Origin of the sequence: Pseudomonas sp. FP198 (assembly GCF_030687895.1) — a bacterium.
Taxonomy (GTDB): Bacteria; Pseudomonadota; Gammaproteobacteria; order Pseudomonadales; family Pseudomonadaceae; genus Aquipseudomonas.
The window spans coordinates 4,612,388-4,634,288 of record NZ_CP117452.1 but is presented as its reverse complement, the minus strand read 5'-3'; the positions used below and the strand labels follow the sequence as shown (position 1 = coordinate 4,634,288).

General features: G+C 61.9%; 19 protein-coding genes. 7 read left to right on the top strand and 12 right to left on the bottom strand.

The window, feature by feature from the left end; all coding sequences use genetic code 11:
• Positions 1 to 20: 20 nt before the first annotated feature.
• The 3 genes from PSH78_RS21125 to PSH78_RS21115 are packed head-to-tail and all read right to left on the bottom strand — an operon-like array spanning position 21 to position 2,902.
• On the bottom strand, positions 21 to 1,043 hold the full coding sequence (locus PSH78_RS21125) for an SIS domain-containing protein (protein ID WP_305496541.1): 1,023 nt from the start codon (positions 1,041 to 1,043) through the stop codon (positions 21 to 23).
• Positions 1,024 to 2,130, bottom strand: coding sequence for an N-acetylglucosamine-6-phosphate deacetylase (gene nagA, locus PSH78_RS21120; RefSeq protein WP_305496539.1), 1,107 nt, complete (start codon positions 2,128 to 2,130; stop codon positions 1,024 to 1,026). Before nagA ends, PSH78_RS21125 begins: the two co-directional genes overlap by 20 nt.
• 16 nt (positions 2,131 to 2,146) lie before the next feature.
• Complete coding sequence (locus PSH78_RS21115) at positions 2,147 to 2,902, bottom strand: GntR family transcriptional regulator (protein WP_370871137.1); 756 nt, start codon at positions 2,900 to 2,902, stop codon at positions 2,147 to 2,149.
• A 1,782-nt stretch (positions 2,903 to 4,684) separates the two neighbouring features.
• Between PSH78_RS21115 and PSH78_RS21110 the strand changes: the two genes are divergently transcribed.
• The gene (locus PSH78_RS21110; protein ID WP_305496535.1) at positions 4,685 to 4,993 is read left to right on the top strand and encodes a DUF6124 family protein; all 309 of its coding nucleotides are present in this window, start codon (positions 4,685 to 4,687) and stop codon (positions 4,991 to 4,993) included.
• Between the two features lie 561 nt (positions 4,994 to 5,554).
• On the opposite strand, the gene PSH78_RS21105 is transcribed toward PSH78_RS21110, so the two are convergent.
• Positions 5,555 to 6,061 (bottom strand): murein L,D-transpeptidase family protein, encoded by a 507-nt coding sequence (locus PSH78_RS21105; RefSeq protein WP_305496533.1) that lies wholly within the window; start codon positions 6,059 to 6,061, stop codon positions 5,555 to 5,557.
• Positions 6,062 to 6,101: 40 nt separating this feature from the next.
• On the bottom strand, positions 6,102 to 6,653 hold the full coding sequence (locus PSH78_RS21100; RefSeq protein ID WP_305496530.1) for an NUDIX hydrolase: 552 nt from the start codon (positions 6,651 to 6,653) through the stop codon (positions 6,102 to 6,104).
• Between the two features lie 147 nt (positions 6,654 to 6,800).
• Here PSH78_RS21100 and PSH78_RS21095 point away from each other — a divergent pair, with 147 nt between their 5' ends.
• The 3 genes from PSH78_RS21095 to PSH78_RS21085 are packed head-to-tail and all read left to right on the top strand — an operon-like array spanning position 6,801 to position 8,147.
• On the top strand, positions 6,801 to 7,400 hold the full coding sequence (locus PSH78_RS21095) for a CoA pyrophosphatase (protein WP_305496529.1): 600 nt from the start codon (positions 6,801 to 6,803) through the stop codon (positions 7,398 to 7,400).
• A gap of 16 nt (positions 7,401 to 7,416) precedes the next feature.
• A complete protein-coding gene (locus PSH78_RS21090; protein ID WP_305496527.1) occupies positions 7,417 to 7,941 on the top strand; it encodes a gamma carbonic anhydrase family protein in 525 nt (174 codons plus the stop codon).
• Positions 7,938 to 8,147: a DUF1289 domain-containing protein gene (locus tag PSH78_RS21085; protein ID WP_305496525.1), complete on the top strand. Its 210-nt coding sequence runs from the start codon at positions 7,938 to 7,940 to the stop codon at positions 8,145 to 8,147. The genes PSH78_RS21090 and PSH78_RS21085 overlap by 4 nt, the downstream gene beginning before the upstream one ends.
• A gap of 172 nt (positions 8,148 to 8,319) precedes the next feature.
• Here the strand turns inward: PSH78_RS21085 and PSH78_RS21080 are convergent, their stop codons facing one another.
• Both PSH78_RS21080 and PSH78_RS21075 read right to left on the bottom strand, forming a co-directional pair.
• A complete protein-coding gene (locus PSH78_RS21080) occupies positions 8,320 to 8,973 on the bottom strand; it encodes a Pr6Pr family membrane protein (protein WP_305496522.1) in 654 nt (217 codons plus the stop codon).
• Positions 8,974 to 8,976: 3 nt separating this feature from the next.
• Complete coding sequence (locus PSH78_RS21075; RefSeq protein WP_305496520.1) at positions 8,977 to 9,207, bottom strand: VF530 family protein; 231 nt, start codon at positions 9,205 to 9,207, stop codon at positions 8,977 to 8,979.
• Between the two features lie 499 nt (positions 9,208 to 9,706).
• On the opposite strand from PSH78_RS21075, the gene PSH78_RS21070 reads away from it, so the two are divergent.
• Entirely contained in the window at positions 9,707 to 12,121 is a 2,415-nt protein-coding gene (locus tag PSH78_RS21070) for a glucose/quinate/shikimate family membrane-bound PQQ-dependent dehydrogenase (RefSeq protein WP_305496518.1), read from the top strand.
• A 274-nt stretch (positions 12,122 to 12,395) separates the two neighbouring features.
• On the opposite strand, the gene purT is transcribed toward PSH78_RS21070, so the two are convergent.
• The 5 genes from purT to PSH78_RS21045 form a co-directional block, all read right to left on the bottom strand.
• On the bottom strand, positions 12,396 to 13,577 hold the full coding sequence (gene purT, locus PSH78_RS21065; RefSeq protein WP_305496516.1) for a formate-dependent phosphoribosylglycinamide formyltransferase: 1,182 nt from the start codon (positions 13,575 to 13,577) through the stop codon (positions 12,396 to 12,398).
• A 90-nt stretch (positions 13,578 to 13,667) separates the two neighbouring features.
• The gene (locus PSH78_RS21060) at positions 13,668 to 14,135 is read right to left on the bottom strand and encodes a VUT family protein (RefSeq protein ID WP_305496515.1); all 468 of its coding nucleotides are present in this window, start codon (positions 14,133 to 14,135) and stop codon (positions 13,668 to 13,670) included.
• Positions 14,136 to 14,363: 228 nt separating this feature from the next.
• Positions 14,364 to 15,149, bottom strand: a complete 786-nt coding sequence (locus PSH78_RS21055) for a siderophore-interacting protein (protein WP_305496514.1) — start codon at positions 15,147 to 15,149, stop codon at positions 14,364 to 14,366.
• 4 nt (positions 15,150 to 15,153) lie between these two features.
• Positions 15,154 to 15,723 (bottom strand): PadR family transcriptional regulator, encoded by a 570-nt coding sequence (locus tag PSH78_RS21050; protein WP_305496513.1) that lies wholly within the window; start codon positions 15,721 to 15,723, stop codon positions 15,154 to 15,156.
• A 149-nt stretch (positions 15,724 to 15,872) separates the two neighbouring features.
• A complete protein-coding gene (locus PSH78_RS21045; protein ID WP_305496510.1) occupies positions 15,873 to 18,980 on the bottom strand; it encodes a transglycosylase domain-containing protein in 3,108 nt (1,035 codons plus the stop codon).
• A gap of 371 nt (positions 18,981 to 19,351) precedes the next feature.
• Here PSH78_RS21045 and PSH78_RS21040 point away from each other — a divergent pair, with 371 nt between their 5' ends.
• Both PSH78_RS21040 and PSH78_RS21035 read left to right on the top strand, forming a co-directional pair.
• Positions 19,352 to 19,810 carry a transposase gene (locus tag PSH78_RS21040; protein WP_305496508.1) on the top strand — a complete coding sequence of 153 codons (459 nt, stop codon included), beginning with the start codon at positions 19,352 to 19,354 and terminating at the stop codon, positions 19,808 to 19,810.
• A gap of 540 nt (positions 19,811 to 20,350) precedes the next feature.
• Positions 20,351 to 21,772 carry an amino acid permease gene (locus PSH78_RS21035; RefSeq protein ID WP_305496506.1) on the top strand — a complete coding sequence of 474 codons (1,422 nt, stop codon included), beginning with the start codon at positions 20,351 to 20,353 and terminating at the stop codon, positions 21,770 to 21,772.
• Positions 21,773 to 21,901 lie beyond the last annotated feature (129 nt).

The window sequence follows — 21,901 nt, the reverse complement described above, 5'->3', positions numbered from 1 at the left end:
CGTTGAAAGACGCCGTCGGCTCAGTGGGTTCGGGTGACCTTGCTCAAGTGCCGTGGCTGGTCCGGATCCAGGCCTCGGGCCACGGCCAGCCGGGCGGCCATGCCATAAAAGCTCTGGATCGCCAGGATCGGGTCCAGGGCCGGGTGTTCGGCGCGGGACAGGGTCAGGTCGCGTTCGGCAATGTCATCGGGGGCGGCCAGCAATACCCGCGCGCCGCGTTGGCGCATGTCGGCGGCCAGGCTCAACACGCCGGCCTGCTCGGCACCCCGCGGAGCGAAGACCAGCAGCGGATAGTGTTCGTCGATCAGCGCCATCGGCCCGTGACGGACTTCGGCGCTGCTGAAAGCCTCGGCTTGAATCGCCGAGGTTTCCTTGAATTTGAGCGCCGCTTCCTGGGCGATGGCGAACCCGGCGCCACGGCCGATCACCATCAACCGGGTACAGTCGCGCAGGGCCTCGACGGCCGGGCTCCAATCCTGGCGCGCGGCGTCGTGCAAGCCTTCGGGCAACGCGTGGCCAGCCTCCAGTAACTCGGAATCATCTTTCCAGTGCGCGACCAGCCGCGTGCTGGCGCTCAGGGTGGCGATGAAACTCTTGGTCGCGGCGACGCTGTTTTCGACGCCGGCGCACAGCGGCACGCTGAATTCACAGGCAGCCTCCAGCGGCGAATCCTCGGCGTTGACCATCGCCACGCTCAGCGCGCCACGCTTGCGCAACAGACGCAGGCTGTTCACCAGGTCGGGGCTCTGTCCGGACTGGGAAAAGGCAAAGGCCACCTGGCCGCTGACCTTGAGCGGCGCCTGTTGCAGGGTTACCACCGACATGGGCAACGACGCCACCGGCAAGCCCAGGTGCTGCATGGTCAGGTAGGCGAAGTAACTGGCGGCATGATCGGAGCTGCCCCGGGCGACGGTCATCGCCACTTGCGGCGGCTGGCGGCGCAGGCGTGCGGCGATTTCCTGCAGGGCCGGATCCAGCCGCTGCAACTGGCGCTCGACAGCATCGGACGAGGCGAGGGCCTCTTCAAGCATTCTGGAAGACAATGGCTTCTCCTTCGACCATCACATCGGTCAGATTCAGGGAACGGTCAAGGCGCACACAATCGGCCCAGGCGCCGGGGCGCAGGCGTCCGCGTTCGGGCAGACCGAGGTAATCGGCGGGAAATTGCGACAGGCGTTGCGAGGCTTCGGCGATGGGCAGGCCGATCTTCACCAGGTTGCGCAGGGCCTGGTCCATGGTCAGCGTGCTACCGGCCAGGGTGCCGTCGGCCAGCCGCACGCCGCCCAAACATTTGGTCACGGTGTGGCTGCCCAGCTTGTATTCGCCGTCGGGCATGCCGGCGGCGGCCGTCGAGTCGGTGACGCAATACAGGCACGGGATCGAACGCAAGGCCACGCGCATGGCGCCGGGGTGTACATGCAGCAGGTCCGGGATCAATTCGGCATATTGCGCATGGGCCAACGCCGCGCCGACGATGCCCGGTTCGCGGTGATGCAGCGGGCTCATGGCGTTATACAAATGGGTAAAACTGCTGGCCCCGGCGGCCAGCGCCGCGACGCCTTCTTCGTAGCTGCCCAAGGTATGGCCGATCTGCATGCGCACGCCGCGGGCGCTGAGGGTGCGGATCAAGGCATCGTGCCCGGCAATCTCCGGCGCAATGGTGATCACCCGGATCGGCGCCAGGGCGAGATAAGCCTCCACTTCCGCCATCAACGCGGTGTGGGCGAAATTCGGTTGGGCGCCGAGTTTTCCGGGATTGATATAAGGCCCTTCCAGATGCACGCCGAGCACCCGCGCGCTGCCGCCGGGCCGCTGTTCGCAGTATTCGCCGAGGGCCTTGAGCACCCCGGCGATTTCTTCGCTCGGTGCCGTCATGGTGGTGGCAAGCAGCGACGTGGTGCCGAAGCGCACGTGGGTCCGGGCGATCGTCTCGAACGCCGTCGCGCCCTCCATGATGTCCTTGCCGCCACCGCCGTGCACATGCAAGTCGATGAGGCCGGGCAGCAGATAGGGCAGGTCGTTGCTCGCCGGGTCGCAGGGCTGGCCTTCGATGGCCGCGACCTTGCCGTGTTCGTGGACCAGGCGGCCGCGTATCCAGCCGTTGGCGGTGAGGATGTTGTCTTCGGACATGGGAATTCTCTGGTCTCTAGCGCCGCAGCTCGGCGACAAAGTCGTAGTAGTCGTTACGGCAATAGGTGTCGGTGACTTCGATGGGCGTGTTGTCCTCCAGGTAGCCGACCCGCGTCATCAGCAACATCGCGGTGCCGGGAGCGATGCCCACCAGGGCGGCGAATTCATCGGAAGCGTTGATTGCCTGGATGTGTTGCAGCGCGCGAACGACCGGTTTGCCAATGCCATCGAGGAACTCGTACAGCGAATCGCCCACCGCCTGTGGCTTGGGAATGATCGATGCCGGCAGCGTGCTCATTTCGATCGCCATGACCGTGTCATCGGCCTTGCGCAAGCGCTTGAGCCGCGCGACTTTGTCGGTGGGCGACAGGCCCAGGCGGATCAGTTCTTCGTGGGTCGGCGGGGTGATCTCGCGTTCCAGCCATTGCGAACCGGGCACAAAGCCCTTGAGCCGGAGCATCTCGCTGAAGCCGCTGAGGCGTGACAGCGGTTGTTCCAGGCGCGGGGTGATGAACGTGCCCGAACCCTGGTTGCGGCGGATCAGGCCTTGCTCGAACAGCACTTCCAGTGCCTTGCGGGCGGTGACTCGGGAGATGCCCAGTTGTTCGCTCAAGCTGCGCTCGGACGGCATTGCCTGCTCGGCTTTCCATTGGCCGGCGTGGATGGCGGCTTCCAGGTTGCGGGCCAGTTGCAGGTAGAGCGGGGTGGGTTGGGTGTCGTCGGGGCGCAGGGTCTGGATGTCGTTCATGTGGGTGTCCGATGCGGTTTTTATGGGCGTTGTCGCTCGGTAAGTTGGGTGGAAGCTAATACCACTTGAATACCATGTCAACGTGGGTTCTGGTTGGTTTTGGCGTGTTTCTGGGGTGTTTTGAGGGGGTTGGCTTTAAGTGGTATTAGAGGGCGGAGGAGGGTGTGTGAGCGTACGGCGTTGGGTGGTGGTTTCAGGGGGGCAGTGGTATGCATGGGTTGTAAATTATGGGATTTGATATTTATTTTTTTGCGATCGGTGGGGGGGCGGCGTGTATATCCGTTGCTGCGGTAACGGCTGCTTAGGGTTCCGCCCTTACGGCGGGTCACTTTTTTCAGACGCCAAAAAAGTAACCAAAAAGGCTTTGCCCCACCACTCGGCACCTCGCCTGGGCTCGGTGTGCCCTCACTCCGGCATTGCTCCGTGGGCCCGCCGCGAAGGGCCGTCCCTGGCCCAGCGCGGCTACCTCGGCATCCTTGCCGAGGTGCCCACGGCGCAACGCCTGCGTTCGGCCATCGTGGTTAACGGGGCGCTGAGATCAAAGTCAAAAGCACAGCAAGAGCAAGAGCAAGAGCCGGCCCGTCTTTGGCGGTTGTACTTCGATCCAACTGTGGGAGCGAGCCTGCTCGCGAAGGCGGAATTTCAGTTGATGAAGATGTTGGCCGTGCCGGCCTCTTCGCGAGCAAGCTCGCTCCCACAGTATGGTGTGGCGTACATAGATTCTGCGGCTTCCTGAAAATCCAGTGTGGGAGCGAGCCTGCTCGCGAAGGCGGAGTGTCAGTCAATGAAAATATTGGATGTACCGGCCTCTTCGCGAGCAAGCTCGTTCCCACAGTATGGTGCGGCGTACATAGATTCTGCGGCTTCCTGAAAATCCAGTGTGGGAGCGAGCCTGCTCGCGAAGGCGGAGTGTCAGTCAATGAAAATATTGGATGTACCGGCCTCTTCGCGAGCAAGCTCGTTCCCACAGTATGGTGCGGCGTACATAGATTCTGCGGATTTCTGAAAATCCAGTGTGGGAGCGAGCCTGCTCGCGAAGGTGGAATTCAGTTGATGAAGATGTTGGTAGTGCCGGCCTCTTCGCGAGCAGGCTCGCTCCCACAGAAGGAGCGCGGACCCCAGCAAGAACCAGGTCGGCTATAAGGCCGCCTCGCGGTGGACGTTGATTTCGGCGCCCCGTTAACCACGCTGGCCGAACGCAGGCATTGTGCAGTGGGCATCCCGGCATGGATGCCGGGATAGCCGCGCTGGGCCAGGGACGGCCCTTCGCGGCGGGCCCACGGAGCAATGCCGGAGTGAGGGCACACCGAGCCTAGGCGAGGTGCCGAGTGGTGGGGCAAAGGCGTTTTGCTTACTTTTGCGCCTCTTAAAAGTGAGCCGCTGTAAAAGCGGAACCATTACCAGCCGTGACCGCAGCAACGGATATGTACCCAATTCAACTCCTAAAAAGACTACCCGGAATCTGTGGGAAACATCCCTGAACAGATGGAGGGGCTGTCAGACGCCCCGAAATTTCCGACATGTTTTTAAGGTTGTCCCTCGGAAGTCAGGCAGCTAGCCTCAGGGTGTCGCTGCCAATTCAGCGACTCGGATTTGACCGTCCGAATCAATAAGGCGCGTCAGTGCTCCAAGGCCTATTTCAGGTGTTTTTCTTTCGTCTGAGGTATCGTGTCGCGGCGGCTGTGCGTGGGACGTCTTCGGACGTGCCGGTTTGCCTTATTTCCCGGTCGGTCAACCCGCGTACAGTCGCCACTTTTTCGTTTGACCGCGAAGGGTGGTGGCTCCGTCAAAAATGAGGAGCTGCAAATGATCAAAGAAACCCCAAACCCGCCAAACCCCGCCGATCGCGCTATGGACCAGAATCCCAAGCCCGACGACAGCGATTCAGACCCCCAATCCTCGACCCAACTGTTCAACGTGACAGACAGCATCGACACCGAAACCCTGCTAGCCAACCTCAGCGAAACCCTGGCCTCGGCCAATGCAATGCTCAGCGACCTGGCGTTCAATCTGGAAGGCTCACGACGGCACGTAGCATTGGGAGTGGTGCAGATGATTGAACTGGGGGAGTTGCTGACAAACAAGGCCTTGGATCGAGTCGAGCTTCGAACTTGATGCCATAAGTAATGGCCTCTTCGCGAGCAGGCTCGCTCCCACAGGAGAAATGCGATTCCATCAAGAGTCAGGTCGGCTTCAGGCCGCCTCGCGGTGGACGTTGATTTCGGCGCCCCGTTAACCACGCTGGCCGAACGCAGGCATTGCGCAGTGAGCATCCCGGCATGGATGCCGGGATAGCCGCGCTGGGCCAGGGACGGCCCTTCGCGGCGGGCCCACGGAGCAATGCCGGAGTGAGGGCACACCGAGCCTTGGCGAGGTGCCGAGTGGTGGGGCAGAGCGTTTTTGGTTACTTTTGGCGCTCTTTCCAAAAGTGACCCGCTGTAAAAGCGGAACCATTGCTGGCCGTGACCGCAGCAACGGATATGTACCCAATTCAACTCCCAAAAAGACTACCCGGAATTATGTGGGAAACATCCCGGATCAGAGTTGCGAAGCGGCCCTGAAACCTGACAGTGCGGTGTGTCAGGCAGAATGGGTTTGCTGCTTTGGGGCTGCTGCGCAGCCCAGCGGGAGCAAGCTCCCTCGCCACAAGAGCTTTCTCGCCACAGGGAAATGGGGTTACGGGCGAATCTCGATCATCGTCCCATCCGGTACCAGGTTCCACACCTCACGCATATCCACATTGCGCATGGCGATGCAGCCATCGGTCCAGTCCAGCGTATGGAACAACTGCTCGGGGTTCTCCTCCGAATCCGGCGTGCCATGGATCATGATCATCCCCCCCGGCTCCACGCCTTCGCGGCGGGCGCGGGCGGCGTCGCTGATGTTGGGGTAGGAAATGTGCATCGACAGGTAGAAGCGCTCGCTGGTCTTGCGCCAGTCCAGCCAGTAGAAACCCTCGGGGGTGCGCTTGTCGCCTTCGATCAGCTTGGGGCCTTTCTTGGCGCCCTTGCCCAGGGAGATGCGATAGGTCTTGAGCGGCTTGCCGTCGTTGATCAATTGCAATTGATGGGCGGACTTCAGCACCAGGACTTTTTCAATGACCTTGCCGTTATAGGTTCCCACGGCGGCGGCTTGGGACACAGCGGTGAACGACAGGCAGAACAGGACAAGCAACCAGCGCATTAAAACGATATCCCTAGAGGTGTCGCGACTATATTGATGTTCAGGTATTGGCGGGCTGGGCCAGCGGCGGTATCGACTCGGATCGCACCGGGTAATCCTCGGCCCTCCGGTCAGCGTAAAAGTATTCTAGGGTACGGCCCACCGTGCGGAAAGCCAGCTCGTCCCAGGGAATCTCGGTTTCTTCGAAAAGCTGCACTTCCAGGCTCTCGGGCCCGGCGGCAAAATCCATGTCGACCAGCTCGGCGCGGAAGAATACGTGCACCTGGCTGATGTGCGGTACGTCGATCAGCGTATAGATGCTCAGGTTTCGCACCCGGGCGCAGGCTTCCTCGGCGGTTTCGCGCACGGCGGCCTGTTCGACGGTTTCGCCGTTTTCCATGAAGCCCGCCGGCAACGTCCAATAACCGCGGCGCGGTTCGATGGCGCGGCGGCACAAAAGGACTTTGCTGCCCCAGGTCGGTACACATCCGGCAACGATATTGGGGTTCTGATAATGGACGGTGTGGCAGGTGTCGCAGACGAAGCGCAGGCGCGAGTCGCCCTCGGGTATGCGCTGGGTCACCGGGTTACCGCACTGGCTGCAGAATTTCATGCTTGGATTCCTGAAGGCTGCGCCTATCTTGGCGTGTGCGGGCGGGTATCGGCAAGTTGTCGTTTCGCGACATGACGTGGTCCCGGGGCTTGGGCCGCTTGGCTGATTGGTGCATGATGCTAGGCAGCGAATAAATCGAGAAGTCTCATGCTGGACGAGCTACTGCATCGAGTAAGCAACCATACGCCGCGCGATCTGGAGACCGATCGGCGTTTCCCTGAAGCGGCGGTGCTGGTGCCGATCACCCGCAGCGACGAGCCGGAACTGGTCCTGACTTTGCGCGCCAGCGGGCTCTCGACCCATGGCGGCGAAGTGGCTTTCCCTGGCGGGCGCCGCGACCCCGAAGACCCGGACCTGATCTTCACCGCCCTGCGCGAAGCCGAAGAGGAAATCGGCCTGCCGCCTGGCCTGGTGGAAGTGATCGGCCCCCTCAGCCCACTGATTTCCCTGCATGGCATCAAGGTCACCCCCTATGTCGGGGTGATTCCCGATTACGTCGAGTACCAAGCCAATGATGCCGAGATCGCCGCGGTCTTCAGCGTGCCGCTGGAGTTTTTCCGCAAGGACCCGCGCGAACACACCCACCGCATCGATTATCAGGGGCGCAGCTGGTACGTGCCCAGTTATCGCTTCGGCGAATACAAGATCTGGGGCCTGACGGCGATCATGATCGTCGAGCTGGTCAACCTGCTGTACGACGCGGGTATCGACCTGCACACACCACCCAAGAGTTTCATCAATACCTGACGCCCCGAGGACTCCCATGAAATACCGCCTGGGCGATGCCCGTGTCGAAACCCACCCACAGAGCTGGGTCGCGCCCAACGCCACGCTGGTGGGCAAGGTCCGCCTTGAAGAAGGCGCCAACGTCTGGTTCAACGCCGTGCTGCGCGGCGACAACGAACTGATCCTGATCGGCAGGAACAGCAACGTGCAGGACGGCACCGTGATGCACACCGACATGGGCTTCCCGCTGACCATCGGCACCGGCGTGACCATCGGCCACAACGCGATGCTCCACGGCTGCACGGTGGGAGACTACAGCCTGATCGGCATCAACGCGGTGATCCTCAATGGCGCGAAGATCGGCAGGAATTGCATCATCGGCGCCAACTCGCTGATTGGCGAAGGCAAGGAGATTCCCGACGGTTCGCTGGTGATGGGCTCGCCGGGCAAGGTCGTGCGCGAGCTGACCGAGGCCCAGAAGAAGATGCTCGAAGCCAGCGCGGCCCACTATGTACACAACTCGCAGCGTTATGCCCGCGACTTGGTCGAGCAAGAACAATGAACCCGGCTGAACGTCCGGTTCCATCGCCCTGCGTGAACATCTGCGCGCTGGATGATGACGACATCTGCACCGGCTGCCAGCGCACCGTGGTGGAAATCACCCGCTGGAGCCGGATGGACAATGAAGAGCGGCGCGGCGTCCTGGCGTTGTGTCACGAACGGGCCAAGGCCAGTGGGTTGGTGTGGATGTTGCCGGCAAAACCTTGATTGTGATTACGCCTCTGTGGCGAGGGAGCTTGCTCCCGCTGGGCCGGTCCGACGCTTCGGGCGCAGCGGCCCTGAAACCAGACAGCCCGGTACTACAGGCAGATTGAGTTGCATGTTTTGGGGCCGCTGCGCGACCCAGCGGGAGCAAGCTCCCTCGCCACAAAAGCATTCACTAGGCTTTAGCTGCCCGCCGCCCCAGCCACCAATCCAATCCCACCACCCCCAGCGCAATCCCGACAAACCCCGCCAATATCCCCCCGGCGTTGATCAGCACCTGTGGATAACCCAGAGTCGCCACATCAATGAAAGGGTAGGGGTAGGCCGCCAGCAGATTGCCGCGCAGCAGGATATAACCGAAGTACACCAAGGGATAAAGTATCCACAGCCCGATGTGGCGCAGGCGCAAGCTGCCCTTGGGCACGCAGAACCACCAGTAGCCGATGAACAGCACGGGCATCACGTCGTGCAGCAGTTCGTCGGCGATGAACTGCCAGCCTTCGGGTTGCCAGAGATGGCGCAGCAGCAAGCTGTAGGCCAGCCCGACCAGGGCGATACTCACGGCGATGCCGCTGCGCACCGCTGGCCCGAGGAACCAGCGTCGCGCCGCTGAATCGCGGTGGGTCAGTTCGAAGCTCAGCACCACGGCCACCAGCGTATTGGTCAACACCGTGAAAAAACTGAAGCAATTCACCAGCCCGCCCAGCAGGCTCGCGCCCAGCTCCCAACGCCCGAGCAGAATCAGATACAACTGGATGCTCAGTCCCGCCCAGCCAAGCAGTGCCGCTATCGAGACGAAACCGCGCCGCAAGGGGATTCCAACGCCCACGACTCAGACCGGCCGTTTCGTGCGCATCAGCTTGATGTACAGGCGCTCGACTTTTTCCCGCGCCCACGGCGTCTTGCGCAGGAAAGTCAGGCTCGACTTGATGCTGGGGTCGCTCTTGAAGCAGCGGATATCGATGCGTTCGGCCAGGCCCGACCACTCGTAGTGTTGCACCAGGGCATTGAGGATCTGCTCCAGCGTCACGCCGTGCAGTGGGTTGTCGTTCGGTTCGGTCATGGCGGGCCTTTGCATGAAGAAGTGTAAAGCCGCGCACCTTAGCCGAGGTGCCCGTTGGGTGGAAGTATGGCTTCCATCATAGCTTCGTGAGGCTGGGCACACTGTTACCGAATCCGAGATGATCCATGTCAGCAAAAGCACTTTCTCTATTTGTAACAGGACATTATCCTTGCGCCGCCTGATGAAACGCTTCTTCTGGCGTGCCAGAGCCTCTGCGTTACAGCTATTCCCATTGAAAGATCCAAACAACGCTCAATGTCCTGACCCTGAAAGACAGCGCTGTCTTAATGAGTTCCTGTGGGAGCGAGCTTGCTCGCGATAGCGACTGCACAGCAAACATTGAAGCCGACTGACACGCCGCCATCGCGAGCAAGCTCGCTCCCACAGGGGATCGCGGCAACCGAATTTGCTTTTTTCAACTGAACCATGCCCCGTCAGGATCGTCATCTAAAGTGACACCTTGCGCGGGACTCTTTAAAACGTCACGGAGATACACACTATGAGCACTGAGGGTGCTTTGAGTCGAAGCCGTCTGCTACCGAGCCTGCTCGGCATTCTGCTTCTATTGATGGGCCTGGCCCTGTTGGCCGGGGGAATCAAGCTGAGCACGCTCGGCGGCTCGCTGTATTACCTGCTGGCCGGTATCGGCCTGGCGCTGACCGGCGTCCTGCTGATCCTGGCTCGCCGTGCGGCGTTGGGGTTGTACGCGCTGGTGCTGTTCGCCAGTACCGTGTGGGCCCTGTGGGAAGTGGGCCTGGACTGGTGGCAACTGGTGCCGCGCCTGGCGATGCTGTTCGCCCTGGGCATCGTCATGCTGCTGCCATGGTTCCGCCGCCCGTTGCTGACTGCCGATGCGTCGCCGATGGGCACCCGCGCATTGGGCGCCGCGGTAATCATCGCTGGTATCGCCGCGCTCGCCAGCCAGTTCACCAACCCGGGTGAAATCAAGGGCCAACTGGACCGCGACAGCGTGCCGGGCATGGCCAACACCGCACCGGCGATGCCGGACGGGGACTGGAATTCCTACGGCCGCAGCGCCCATGGCGACCGTTATTCGCCGCTGGCGCAGATCACCCCGCAGAACGTCAGCCAGTTGAAGGAAGCCTGGACGTTCCGCACCGGTGACCTGCCAGGGCCGAACGACCCGGGCGAGACCACCGCTGAAAACACCCCGCTCAAGGCCAACGGCATGCTCTACGTGTGCACGCCGCACAGCCAGGTGATTGCGCTGGAGCCAGAAACCGGCAAGGAAATCTGGCGTTTCGATCCGAAGCTTTCCACGCAGAATGCGGAAAACTTCAAGGGTTGGGCCCACATGACCTGCCGCGGCGTGAGCTATCACGATGACGCCGTGTACGCCTCGGCCGAGCAGAGCCCGACCGGCGCCGCCAGCACCACGCCGGCCAGCACCGTGTGCCCACGGCGGATCTTCCTGCCAACCGCCGACACTCGCCTGATCGCCCTCAACGCCGATACCGGCAAGATGTGCGAAGACTTCGGCGACAAGGGCCAGGTCGACCTGACCGCCAACATCGGTGGTTTCACCGCCGGCGGTTACTACTCCACCTCGCCACCGGCGGTCACCCAGAACCTGGTCGTGATCGGCGGCCACGTTACCGATAACGTTTCCACCGACGAGCCGAGCGGTGTCATCCGTGCCTACGACGTGCACACCGGCAAGCTGGTATGGAACTGGGACAGCGGCAACCCGGACGACACCACGCCGATTGCCGAAGGCCAGACCTACACGCGCAACTCGCCAAACATGTGGTCAATGTTCAGCGTCGACGAAAAACTCGGCATGCTCTACCTGCCGATGGGCAACCAGACGCCCGACCAGTTCGGTGGTTTCCGCACGCCCGAGTCGGAAAAATACGCTGCCGGCCTGACTGCACTGGACATCGCCACCGGCAAGGTGCGCTGGTACTTCCAGTTCACCCACCACGACCTGTGGGACATGGACGTCGGCGGCCAGCCGACCCTGATGGACCTCAAGACTGCTGACGGCGTGAAACCGGCCGTGCTGGCTTCGACCAAGCAGGGCAGCATCTACGTGCTGGACCGCAGCAACGGCCAGCCGATCGTGCCGATCAAGGAGATCCCGGTACCGCAAGGCGCGGTGGAAGGCGACTTCACTTCGCCGACCCAACCGATGTCCGACCTGAACTTCGTGCCGCCGGTCCTCCAGGAACGCGACATGTGGGGCGTGACGCCGTTTGACCAGATGTTGTGCCGGATCGACTTCAAGTCGCTGCGCTACGAGGGCATGTTCACACCGCCGTCATTGCAGGGCTCGATCGTCTATCCAGGCAACTTCGGTGTGTTCGACTGGGGCGGTATCTCGGTGGATCCGGTGCGCCAGATCGCTTTCGTCAACCCGAGCTACATGGCGTTCAAGTCGAAACTGGTGCCGGCGGCGGAAGTGGCCGGTGGCCCGGGTCGCAAGAGCGAAACCGAAGGCGTGCAGCCGAACAAGGGCGCGCCGTACGGCGTGATCCTCGAGGCGCTGCTTTCGCCAATGGGCCTGCCTTGCCAGGCGCCGGCCTGGGGTTATGTGGCGGCCGTCGACCTGACCAACAACAAGACCCTGTGGAAGCACAAGAACGGCACCGTGCGCGACAGCTCGCCGGTTCCGATCCCGCTGAGCATGGGCGTTCCGAGCCTGGGCGGCACATTCACCACCGCCAGTGGCCTGGCGTTCCTGAGCGGCACGCTTGACCAGTACCTGCGCGCCTATGACGTGAAGAACGGCAAGCAGCTGTGGGAAGGCCGCCTGCCCGCCGGCGCCCAGACCACGCCGATGACCTACACCGGCAAGGACGGCAAGCAATACGTGCTGGTCGTAGCCGGCGGCCATGGCTCGCTGGGGACCAAGCAGGGCGATTATGTAATCGCCTACAAGCTGCCGGATTAAGCAGAACCGCGCTCAAGAAAAAGGCGACACCCTTGCGGGTGTCGCCTTTTTTAATACTTCGATTTCACACTGGCCTTTGTGTACACAACACGCTTTTGTGGCGAGGGGATTTATCCCCGCTGGGCTGCGAAGCAGCCCCCTCAGAACAGTTACCCCAATCTGTCTGATCCAACGAGTTGTCTGGTTTTAGGGCCGCTGCGCAGCCCAGCGGGGATAAATCCCCTCGCCACAGATGAGTCCTCTAGCCACAAGGATTGTGCTTAGCCTTGGGGTTTTAGAGTTCGATCTCGACCGCCTGCGAAGCACGGGTTGCCTTGGCGCGGGCGGCTTCGATGGATTCGTCGCGGGCCAGGGCCACGCCCAGGCGGCGCTGGCCGTTGACTTCCGGCTTGCCGAACAGGCGCAGGGCGGTGTCCGGTTCGCTCAGGGCGGCGCCGAGGTTGGCGAAGGCGGTCTGCGTCGACTGGCCTTCCACCAGAATCACCGCCGAAGCCGATGGGCCGAACTGGCGGATCAGCGGAATCGGCAGGCCCAGAATGGCGCGGGCGTGCAGGGCGAATTGCGACAGGTCCTGGGAGATCAGCGTCACCAGGCCGGTGTCGTGCGGGCGCGGCGAAACTTCGCTGAACCACACCTGGTCACCCTTGATGAACAGTTCGACGCCAAACAGGCCACGACCACCCAAGGCCTCGGTCACTGCCTTGGCGACGCGCTCGGATTCGGCCAGGGCCACCGGGCTCATGGCCTGTGGCTGCCAGGATTCCTGGTAATCGCCCTTTTCCTGACGGTGGCCGACCGGCGCGCAGAACGTGGTGCCGCCGACGTGGCGCACGGTAAGCAGGGTGATTTCGTAGTCGAAGTCGATGAAGCCTTCGATGATCACCCGGCCCTTGCCGGCGCGGCCGCCTTCCTGGGCGTAGTCCCAGGCTTTCTGCACGTCATCGGCACTGCGCAGCAGGCTCTGGCCCTTGCCCGAGGAACTCATCACCGGCTTGACCACGCAAGGGAAACCCAGGGTCTCGACGGCCTTGCGATAGTCTTCCACGGTGTCGGCGAAGAAGTACGGCGAGGTCGGCAGGCCCAGCTCTTCGGCGGCCAGGCGGCGGATGCCTTCGCGGTTCATGGTCAGTTGCGCGGCGCGGGCGGTAGGGATCACGGTGAAGCCTTCGGCTTCCAGTTCCACCAGGGTCGCGGTGGCGATGGCCTCGATTTCCGGCACGATGTAGTGCGGCTTCTCGGCCTCGATCACCGCGCGCAGGGCTGCGCCGTCGAGCATGTTGATCACGTGGCTGCGGTGGGCCACTTGCATGGCCGGCGCGTTGGCGTAGCGATCCACGGCAATCACTTCAACGCCCAGGCGTTGCAGTTCGATTACCACTTCCTTGCCCAGCTCACCGCTGCCACACAACAAAACGCGGGTCGCGGTGGGCGACAATGGGGTTCCGATACGGGTCATCTGAAGGTCCTCAAACAGGAGCGGATCATCGGGGCGCGCGCCGGGCGAGCTTCCCATGGGGAGAAAGCGCGGCATTTTACATGAACCGCGTCAGCCGGCGACGGCCTGTTTGCGCAGACGCCAGGCCATGATCAGCCAGACGGCCGTGACCCCGGCGAATTTCGACAGCAGCGCGGTGATGACCACGCCTGGAGTGAGGGCGTCGATCAGGCCGAAAAAGATGAAGGTATCCAGCGGAATGCTCAGGGCCGAGCTGATCCACAACCGGTCGTGCAACGGGCGCCGGGTGATGGTGAACACCAGCCAGTCGATGCATTCGGACACCGCGAATGCCGTGGCGCTGGCCAGCGCGATGGTTGGGTCGGAGGTGACGTAGGACAGCACCAGCGCCACCAGCATCGCCGCGATGGCGCCATGACCGAAGCGGGTCTGCACCATGTCGCGCAGGACGAACACCAGGCCGCCCCAGGCTGACCAGATGATGTCCAGGTGCGGCGCGGCGGAGAACGCGAAGTTGATCAGCACGACGCTGCCAATGTAGGCGACCAGGAAAAGCATGGGGGTATCCGGTTATTGTCGAAAAGGGCTGCGAGAAGTTTTAACCGTGGCGAGGGGATTTATCCCCGTTGGGCTGCGAAGCCGCCCCCCGAATCAATCATTCAATCTATCTGATCAAGCGGGTTGTTAGGTTCTAGGGCCGCTTCGCACCCCAGCGGGGATAAATCCCCTCGCCACAGAGGTTGTGTTCAGTCAGTGGAGGAAGGTTACTTCAGCACCGCCAGACCCTCAATCTTCCTCATTGTCATCAAGCTTCCAATACCCCACCGCCTTGATGAAATCCTGGTCCAGCCCTTTCTCCTCCAGCAACACTTTGCGAATCTGCCGCGACACTTTGCTCTCGGTCGCGACCCAGGCGTACAGCTTGCCACCGGGCATTTCCAACTGCAGGACGGTGCGAAGCAGGCTGTCGCGGTGGCCTTCGCGCAGTACCCAGATCACCTGCACCTGGGCCGGGCTGTGAAGGATCTGCTGTTCGGCACCGTTTTCCACTTCCACCACCACCAGTGCCCGCCGGTTGGGTGCCAGGCCTTCGAGACGTCGGGCGATGGCGGGCAGGGCGGTTTCGTCGCCGATCAGCAAGTAGCTGTCGAAAATATCCGGCACGATCATCGAGCCCCGTGGCCCGGCGATGTTCAGGTATTGCCCGGGCGCCGCCTGGGCCGCCCAGGTTGAAGCAGGGCCGTCGCCGTGGAGGACGAAATCGATCTCCAGCTCCAGGGCGTCCAGATCGTAGCGGCGCGGGGTGTAGTCGCGCATCTCGGGCATCGGGCCCTGGGCCTTGCCGGCGCCGGGGTTGAAGTTTTCCAGGGCGGCGTGTTCCTCGGCGTTCTGCGGAAACAGCAACTTCACGTGATCGTCCGTGCCCAGGCTGACGAACCCGGCCAGTTCCGGCCCGCCGACGGTGATGCGGCGCATGCGTGGTGTCAGGTCTTGCACCCGCAGCACTTGCAGGCGGCGGCGTTTGATTTCGTGGCTGACGCGGTGGATGGTGTCTGGATCGACTTCAGTCATGCTGTTACTCCGAAACGGTTGGACGGCGAGGGCCGTCGACAATGGCTTTGGCGGTGTCGTTGAGCAGGTCGCGTACCCGCAGGATCTCTTCCGGGCTCCAGCGACCATGGTGCATCTGCAAGGCATGGCGCAGGTTGTGGACCGCCTCGTGGATTTCCGGCGGCCGATCCTGGCCGCGCAGCGAACGCTTGCTGACTTCGATGCGCATCCGTACGCCGTCCAGCGCCACGGCCTGGTCTTCAAGGGATAGACGTCCGGCATCGGTCACGCTGTAGCGTTTTTTTCCGCCATCGGCATCGCCGCTGATCATTTCGCTTTCTTCGAGGAAGGTCAGGGTCGGATAGATCACGCCGGGACTGGGGCTGTAGGCGCCGTCGAACATGCTTTCGATCCGGCGGATCAGGTCATAGCCGTGGCAGGGTTGTTCGGCAATCAGCGCCAACAACAGCAGTTTCAGGTCGCCCGCGGCGAAAACACGCGGTCCGCGACCGCCGCGCTCACGGCTTGCCGCACGTTTGTCGAAGCCGTCGTGGGCGGCGTGTTCGCGGTGAGGGTGGGAATGCGGGTCTCTCATCGGTCTGTCCTCAGAAATTCTTAAGATAGAACTTAAGATATATCTTTAGACGATGCACGCATGATTTTTATAAATCCGACGAGCAGCCGGATTCGTCCGACGGCGCAGCGTTGAGCGCGATGGGTTATCAGAAGCTGAAAGGCGGTTGTTCAGCGGCTCGTCACCAATGGCTGACATTGGGTGTGGCTGCCCGGTTGCAAGTAGGCCGAGAGAAACGGCGCCATGCCCTTGAGCACCTGTACCGGCAAGGCCGAGGTGAACTTGAAATTCTGGGCCGAGGCGCCCGGGACGAAGGCGGTCAGGGTGCCGAAATGGCTGTCGCCGATGTAGAACACGAACGTGGCGGTGCGGTTGATCGATTTGGAACTGATCACCCGTCCGCCTGAGCCGACGGCTTCGATGCGGTTGTCGCCGGTGCCGGTCTTGCCGCCCATGGCCAGCGGTGTGCCGTCGGCCAGTTTGAAACTGCCCGCGACACGTTTCGCGGTGCCGGCGTCCACCACTTGCGACAGGGCGCCGCGCAAGGCCCGGGCCACTTCCACCGGCATCACCCGCTTGCCGTTGTCCGGATCGCTGACCAGTCGCGTCTCGTAGGGCGTGTCGACGGCAAACTGCAGGCTGTCGACACGCAGCGCCGGTTGGCGGATGCCATCGTTGAGAATGGTCCCTACCAGTTCCGCGAGGGCGGCGGGGCGGTCGCCGGAGCTGCCGATCGCAGTGGCAAGCGACGGCACCAGATGGTCGAACGGATAGCCGACTTGCTGCCAGCGCTGATGGATATCCAGGAAGGCTTCGACCTCCAGCATGGTGCGGATGCGGCTGTCGCGGGCACTCTTGTGCCGGCTCTTGAACAGCCAGCTGTAGACCTCCTGACGCTCGAACTGGCTGGCCTTGACGATCTGGCTGAACTTGGCGTCGGGGTTGTTGAGCAGGTAGCCCACCAACCACAGGTCCAGTGGGTGGACCTTGGCGATGAAGCCTTGGTCCGGCAGGTCATAGGCGCCAGGGCCGTAGCTCTGGTAGAGCCGCTGCAGACGCTCCTCGGTGAGCTTTTCGGCGCTCTTGGCATTTTTCAGATGGGCGCGTACAAAGCGGTTGAAACTCTCCTGGCTGTCGTTGGGAAAGAAATAGCGGTGCACGGCGGCGAGGCGGATCGCGGTGGGACGCATGCCGTCGAGGAAGGTTTCGAGGCGCTGGGCGGTGTCCTTTTTCTGGTATTTCTTCCAGAACCTGAGCAGGAACGAGGTGCCTTCGCGATCGGCGAACTGGGCCAGGTATTCCTGGCGGCGCGGGTCCTTGTCATCCTTGAGCAGTTCGGAGCTGTTGTTGGGACCGGCATAGGTGGCGTAGCGCACCAGGTCGCGCATCAGGCGAATGAACGGCAGGTTGATCGATTCGCGCAGGGCATCGCGCATGGTCGGCAGGCGACCGTCGTCTTCCCTGCGAAAGTTGTGAAAGGTGTGCAGCCCGCCGCCGGTGAAAAATGCCTCGCCGGGGCTGGCGGAGTAGGTGCGGTCGAGTGCCGCTTCGAGCATTTTCGGCAGGCTGCGGTCGGTGTTTTCGATCAGGTAGTCCACCGCCCAGCGCGAGAGGCGGTCCTGGTCGGCGATTTCGGTTTTCTTCAGTTGCGCCGGGGTCTGTTGGGCGTAGCGCTCGTGCAATTCGGCGATGATCTGCAGGTAGGTGGTCAGCACCCGCAACTTGGCGGTGGAACCCAGTTCCAGCTTGCTGCCCTCGTTGATGTCGAAGGGCTGGTCGGTGCTGTCGGTCTGCACCCGCACGCGCGAACCGTCCGGCGTCAGTTCCAGCAGGGTAAAGCTGTAGCGCACCTGTGTGGTGCTGGTGGGGGTCAGCAGGCGCTCTCCCATCAGGCCGATCTCGGCGGCGAACGCCGGGTCGGCCAATCGCTTGAGGTACTCGGTGGCCTGGGCCTGCAATTCGCTTTGCAAGGTGCTGGTGGCCGACAGGTCGAGGCGATCAAGGTCGTACAGCGGACGATTGAGCAGCGTGGCGAGACGACTGCGGGCGGCGCTGATGCCCTTGTTGGTCTCGTTGGGCTGGATCGTCGGCTGCTGCACCCAGTCGCGATAACTGACTTTGCTCGCCAGGGCGGCTTCGGCCAGGGCCGCATCGATCACGCCGTTCTGCGCCAGCAGCCGGATGTGGCTGTCAGTCAGGCGAGCGAGTTCATCATGGCCCTTCGATAGGTAATGGGAAGGCCGCCGCTGGGCGATCATCAACGAGAGCATTTCCCGCAGGGCCAGGCCTTTCTGCGCCAGGCTCTCGGGGTCGGTAGCGGTGCTGAACAGGCGCTCGTTGGCCTTGTTGAAATCGGCGCCGTACCAGACCCTCAGTCCTTCCGCCATGCCATGGACTTCGCCATGACCCGGAACAGCGGAAAGCGGCACGCTGTTGAGATAATCGCGGATGACCCGCTGGCGGGCCTCGAGGGTTTGCGGGCCGGCCTGGTAGGCGCGCACGCTGGCGGAAATCATCTGGCGGATCTTCTCCGCCCCCGACACGGTCAGGCCCTCGGGGGAGTGCCGGTATTTCTCCAACTGCGTCGCCAATGTGCTGCCGCCCGCCGACTGGCCGGGCAAGCTCAGCAATTTGGCGACTTGCGACCAGGCCGCCATGCCGAAACGCGGCCAGTCCACCGCCGGGTTAGCCAGCGGCTGCTTGGGATCGAGCAGGAAGCGGTTCTCGATAAACAGCAGGCTCTGCACCACGAGCGGCGGTATGGCGTCGAAACTGGCGTACAGCTGTTGCGGGTATTTGAACTGATACACCGGCGCGGCGCGGCAATCGGTGATGGTTAGCCCGGCCTGGATCTTTTCCGCGTAGGGCACGAACAGGCCTTTATCGACATAGTCCATCAGCTCTGGCGAGAAACGGGCCTGGGCCTGGATCACATAGTCGCGCTTGATCAGTCGCGGCAGGAACTCCCCCAGCGAGCTGTAGCCCAAGCGCAGGTCGAACGGACCCGCGCCAGGGTAGACGATGGCGTCGCTGGGCCCCGGTTGCACCGAATAGGTCAGGGACGCGGCGTACTGGCTGATCTCCCGGGCCTGGAACCGGGACGTGCGCATCTCCTTGGCCACGGCAAGGCCGACCACCACGACGATAATCAGCAACAACAACCAGAACGCTCGCCAGCCATGCCGTGCGCGGCGTTTTTTTGGGGGTAAAGGCGCTTCTTCCATACGTTCAGTCGGGACCACAGGTTTATTCGAATCGGTTTGCCACAAAGCGCCCATAGTCGACTGATCCATTCACGCAGATTGATCGGACTTGCTTGAAGCTTAGACGGTGGTTGGCGTGGGGGGAGGGAAATTGTGGGCATCCATTAGGTGAAGCCTCCCCTATGAGGTTTGCAATTATTGCAACGGTCATGTCTGTGGCGAGGGGATTTATCCCCGTTGGGCTGCGAAGCAGCCCCAATGCCAACAACGCTGTTGTACAGGCGTACCGAGTTGCAGTTGGGGGGACTGCTCCGCAGTCCAGCGGGGATAAATCCCCTCGCCACAAGTCCTACGCAAGTATCGGAATATTCGCTCGACCTTTGCCGGGGCGACAAAGCAGCGGCGTGGCTACGCTGGATTCAAACCCTTTCAAAAGGAAGCAAGGAATGCATCCGCGCCCCAACTCACATCGCTTGCGCAGAGGTCGTTATTCAGAGCTTGGGCGTGCTTATCTGGTGACTGCTGTGGTTCACAAACGCCAGCCGGTTTTTTCCGATTGGAGACTTGGACGCCTGTTGGTTGCCGAATTCAAGCATGCTCATGATTCCGGCCAGGTGAACTCTTTGGCCTGGGTGGTGATGCCGGACCATTTCCATTGGCTGCTGCAAATCTTGGATAGTCAGCTAAGTCGTATCATCGGCGCTACCAAGGCCCGATGCACCCACAGTGTCAATAACACGATCGGGACCACTGGTCCGCTGTGGCAAAGCGGCTTTCATGACCGTGCGATTCGAGATGACGTTGAGTTGTTGCCGTTTGCTCGCTACATCATTGCGAATCCGCTTCGTGCCGGGCTGGTGAGTCGAATTGGCGATCACCCGCTGTGGGACGCTGCATGGCTTTGAGAAGAACCTATGGCGAGGAGATTATCTGTGGTGAGGGGATTTATCTGTGGCGAGGGGATTTATCCCCGTTGGGCTGCGAAGCAGCCCCAAATGCCAACAACGCTGTTGTACAGGCGTACCGAGTTGCAGTTGGGGGACTGCTTCGCAGTCCAGCGGGGATAAATCCCCTCGCCACAAGTATTCCTTCTCAAGGGAGCACCGCCTGAAAGGCTTGTATTAGAGCCATCGACCTCTACCAACGCATGACCCTGCACCATCACTGTGCAATACTTGCGGCGTTCCTTGAACCGCTGTAATCGCAGATAATGCCTCTCCTTAAAGACGGTTTTTACTGTGGCATATCCCTGAATTTTCCAGGTTTTACAGTGAAACTCTCTGTTCCCGGCTTTTTATACTGCACGACCCGCTGATCTTGAGGACTTGTCCTACAGGACGGTCTGCCCACGAGGCAGGCCCGGTTTCGGCAAGGTTGCAGGCTTATCCGCCCGTGGCCTTGGAGACTCGGTGGTTAATCCAATAACAAGACGAGGTTGTATCCCTATGCCAGTCGGCAATCCTCTGCCCCATGGCGAGACCGCTCAGGGTGGTCCGCTCAAACGTGAGCTCGGCGAGCGGCATATCCGCTTGATGGCGCTCGGCGCCTGCATCGGTGTCGGGCTGTTCCTCGGCTCGGCCAAGGCCATCGAAATGGCCGGCCCGGCGATCATGCTGTCCTACATCATTGGTGGGCTGGCGATCCTGGTAATCATGCGCGCCCTCGGCGAGATGGCCGTGCATAACCCGGTGGCCGGTTCGTTCAGCCGTTATGCCCAGGATTATCTCGGCCCGCTGGCAGGCTTCCTGACCGGTTGGAACTACTGGTTCCTCTGGCTGGTGACCTGTGTGGCAGAGATCACCGCGGTGGCGGTGTACATGGGCATCTGGTTCCCCGATGTGCCCCGCTGGATCTGGGCGTTGGCCGCACTGGTCAGCATGGGCTCGATCAACCTGATCGCGGTCAAGGCCTTCGGTGAGTTCGAGTTCTGGTTCGCCCTGATCAAGATCGTGACGATCATCGCCATGGTCATCGGCGGCGTCGGCATCATCGCCTTCGGGTTCGGCAACGATGGCGTGGCCCTGGGCATTTCCAACCTGTGGACCCACGGCGGCTTCATGCCCAACGGCGTGTCCGGCGTGTTGATGTCTCTGCAAATGGTGATGTTCGCCTACCTGGGCGTCGAGATGATCGGCCTGACCGCCGGTGAAGCGCGCAACCCGCAGAAAACCATCCCCAACGCCATCGGTTCGGTGTTCTGGCGGATCCTGCTGTTCTACGTCGGTGCGTTGTTCGTGATCCTGTCGATCTACCCGTGGAACGAAATCGGCACCCAGGGCAGCCCGTTCGTGATGACCTTCGAGCGCCTGGGCATCAAGACCGCCGCCGGCATCATCAACTTCGTGGTGATCACCGCCGCCTTGTCGTCCTGCAACGGCGGGATCTTCAGCACCGGCCGGATGCTCTACAGCCTGGCGCAGAACGGCCAGGCCCCGGCTGGTTTCGCCAAGACCTCGAGCAACGGCGTGCCGCGCCGTGCGTTGCTGTTATCGATCGCCGCGCTGCTGCTGGGCGTGCTGCTCAATTACCTGGTACCGGAGAAAGTCTTCGTCTGGGTCACTTCCATCGCCACCTTCGGCGCGATCTGGACTTGGGTGATGATCCTGCTGGCCCAGCTGAAATTCCGCAAAGGCCTGAGCGCGTCCGAGCGTGCGGCGTTGAAGTATCGCATGTGGTTGTACCCGGTCAGCTCGTACCTGGCGCTGGCATTCCTGGTGCTGGTGGTGGGCTTGATGGCGTACTTCCCCGACACGCGTGTGGCGCTGTATATCGGCCCGGCGTTCCTGGTGCTGTTGACGGTGTTGTTCTACACGTTCAAGTTGCAGCCGAAGGAACAGGTGCAGGGTTCGATGCGTTCCGCATCGTAAGCCTGGCACTGTCGAAGAAAGCCCCGGCCGAATGACCGGGGCTTTTTCATGGGTTCGAAGAAACCTGACCCCCCGCCTCGCGGCAACTGCCGAAGCGTTTTCCTGAACTGTCTCGCTCCTGTTATTTCT

Excerpts from the sequence above, each read along its gene's own strand:
- PSH78_RS21070 (WP_305496518.1), top strand. The coding sequence starts at position 9,707 with ATGAGCACTGAGGGTGCTTTGAGTCGAAGCCGTCTGCTACCGAGCCTG.
- PSH78_RS21085 (WP_305496525.1), top strand. The coding sequence starts at position 7,938 with ATGAACCCGGCTGAACGTCCGGTTCCATCGCCCTGCGTGAACATCTGC.
- PSH78_RS21050 (WP_305496513.1), bottom strand. The coding sequence starts at position 15,723 with ATGAGAGACCCGCATTCCCACCCTCACCGCGAACACGCCGCCCACGAC.
- PSH78_RS21040 (WP_305496508.1), top strand. The coding sequence starts at position 19,352 with ATGCATCCGCGCCCCAACTCACATCGCTTGCGCAGAGGTCGTTATTCA.
- PSH78_RS21090 (WP_305496527.1), top strand. The coding sequence starts at position 7,417 with ATGAAATACCGCCTGGGCGATGCCCGTGTCGAAACCCACCCACAGAGC.
- PSH78_RS21095 (WP_305496529.1), top strand. The coding sequence starts at position 6,801 with ATGCTGGACGAGCTACTGCATCGAGTAAGCAACCATACGCCGCGCGAT.
- PSH78_RS21075 (WP_305496520.1), bottom strand. The coding sequence starts at position 9,207 with ATGACCGAACCGAACGACAACCCACTGCACGGCGTGACGCTGGAGCAG.
- PSH78_RS21105 (WP_305496533.1), bottom strand. The coding sequence starts at position 6,061 with ATGCGCTGGTTGCTTGTCCTGTTCTGCCTGTCGTTCACCGCTGTGTCC.
- PSH78_RS21100 (WP_305496530.1), bottom strand. The coding sequence starts at position 6,653 with ATGAAATTCTGCAGCCAGTGCGGTAACCCGGTGACCCAGCGCATACCC.
- PSH78_RS21060 (WP_305496515.1), bottom strand. The coding sequence starts at position 14,135 with ATGCTTTTCCTGGTCGCCTACATTGGCAGCGTCGTGCTGATCAACTTC.
- PSH78_RS21045 (WP_305496510.1), bottom strand. The coding sequence starts at position 18,980 with ATGGGCGCTTTGTGGCAAACCGATTCGAATAAACCTGTGGTCCCGACT.
- nagA (WP_305496539.1), bottom strand. The coding sequence starts at position 2,130 with ATGTCCGAAGACAACATCCTCACCGCCAACGGCTGGATACGCGGCCGC.
- PSH78_RS21055 (WP_305496514.1), bottom strand. The coding sequence starts at position 15,149 with ATGACTGAAGTCGATCCAGACACCATCCACCGCGTCAGCCACGAAATC.
- purT (WP_305496516.1), bottom strand. The coding sequence starts at position 13,577 with ATGACCCGTATCGGAACCCCATTGTCGCCCACCGCGACCCGCGTTTTG.
- PSH78_RS21110 (WP_305496535.1), top strand. The coding sequence starts at position 4,685 with ATGATCAAAGAAACCCCAAACCCGCCAAACCCCGCCGATCGCGCTATG.
- PSH78_RS21035 (WP_305496506.1), top strand. The coding sequence starts at position 20,351 with ATGCCAGTCGGCAATCCTCTGCCCCATGGCGAGACCGCTCAGGGTGGT.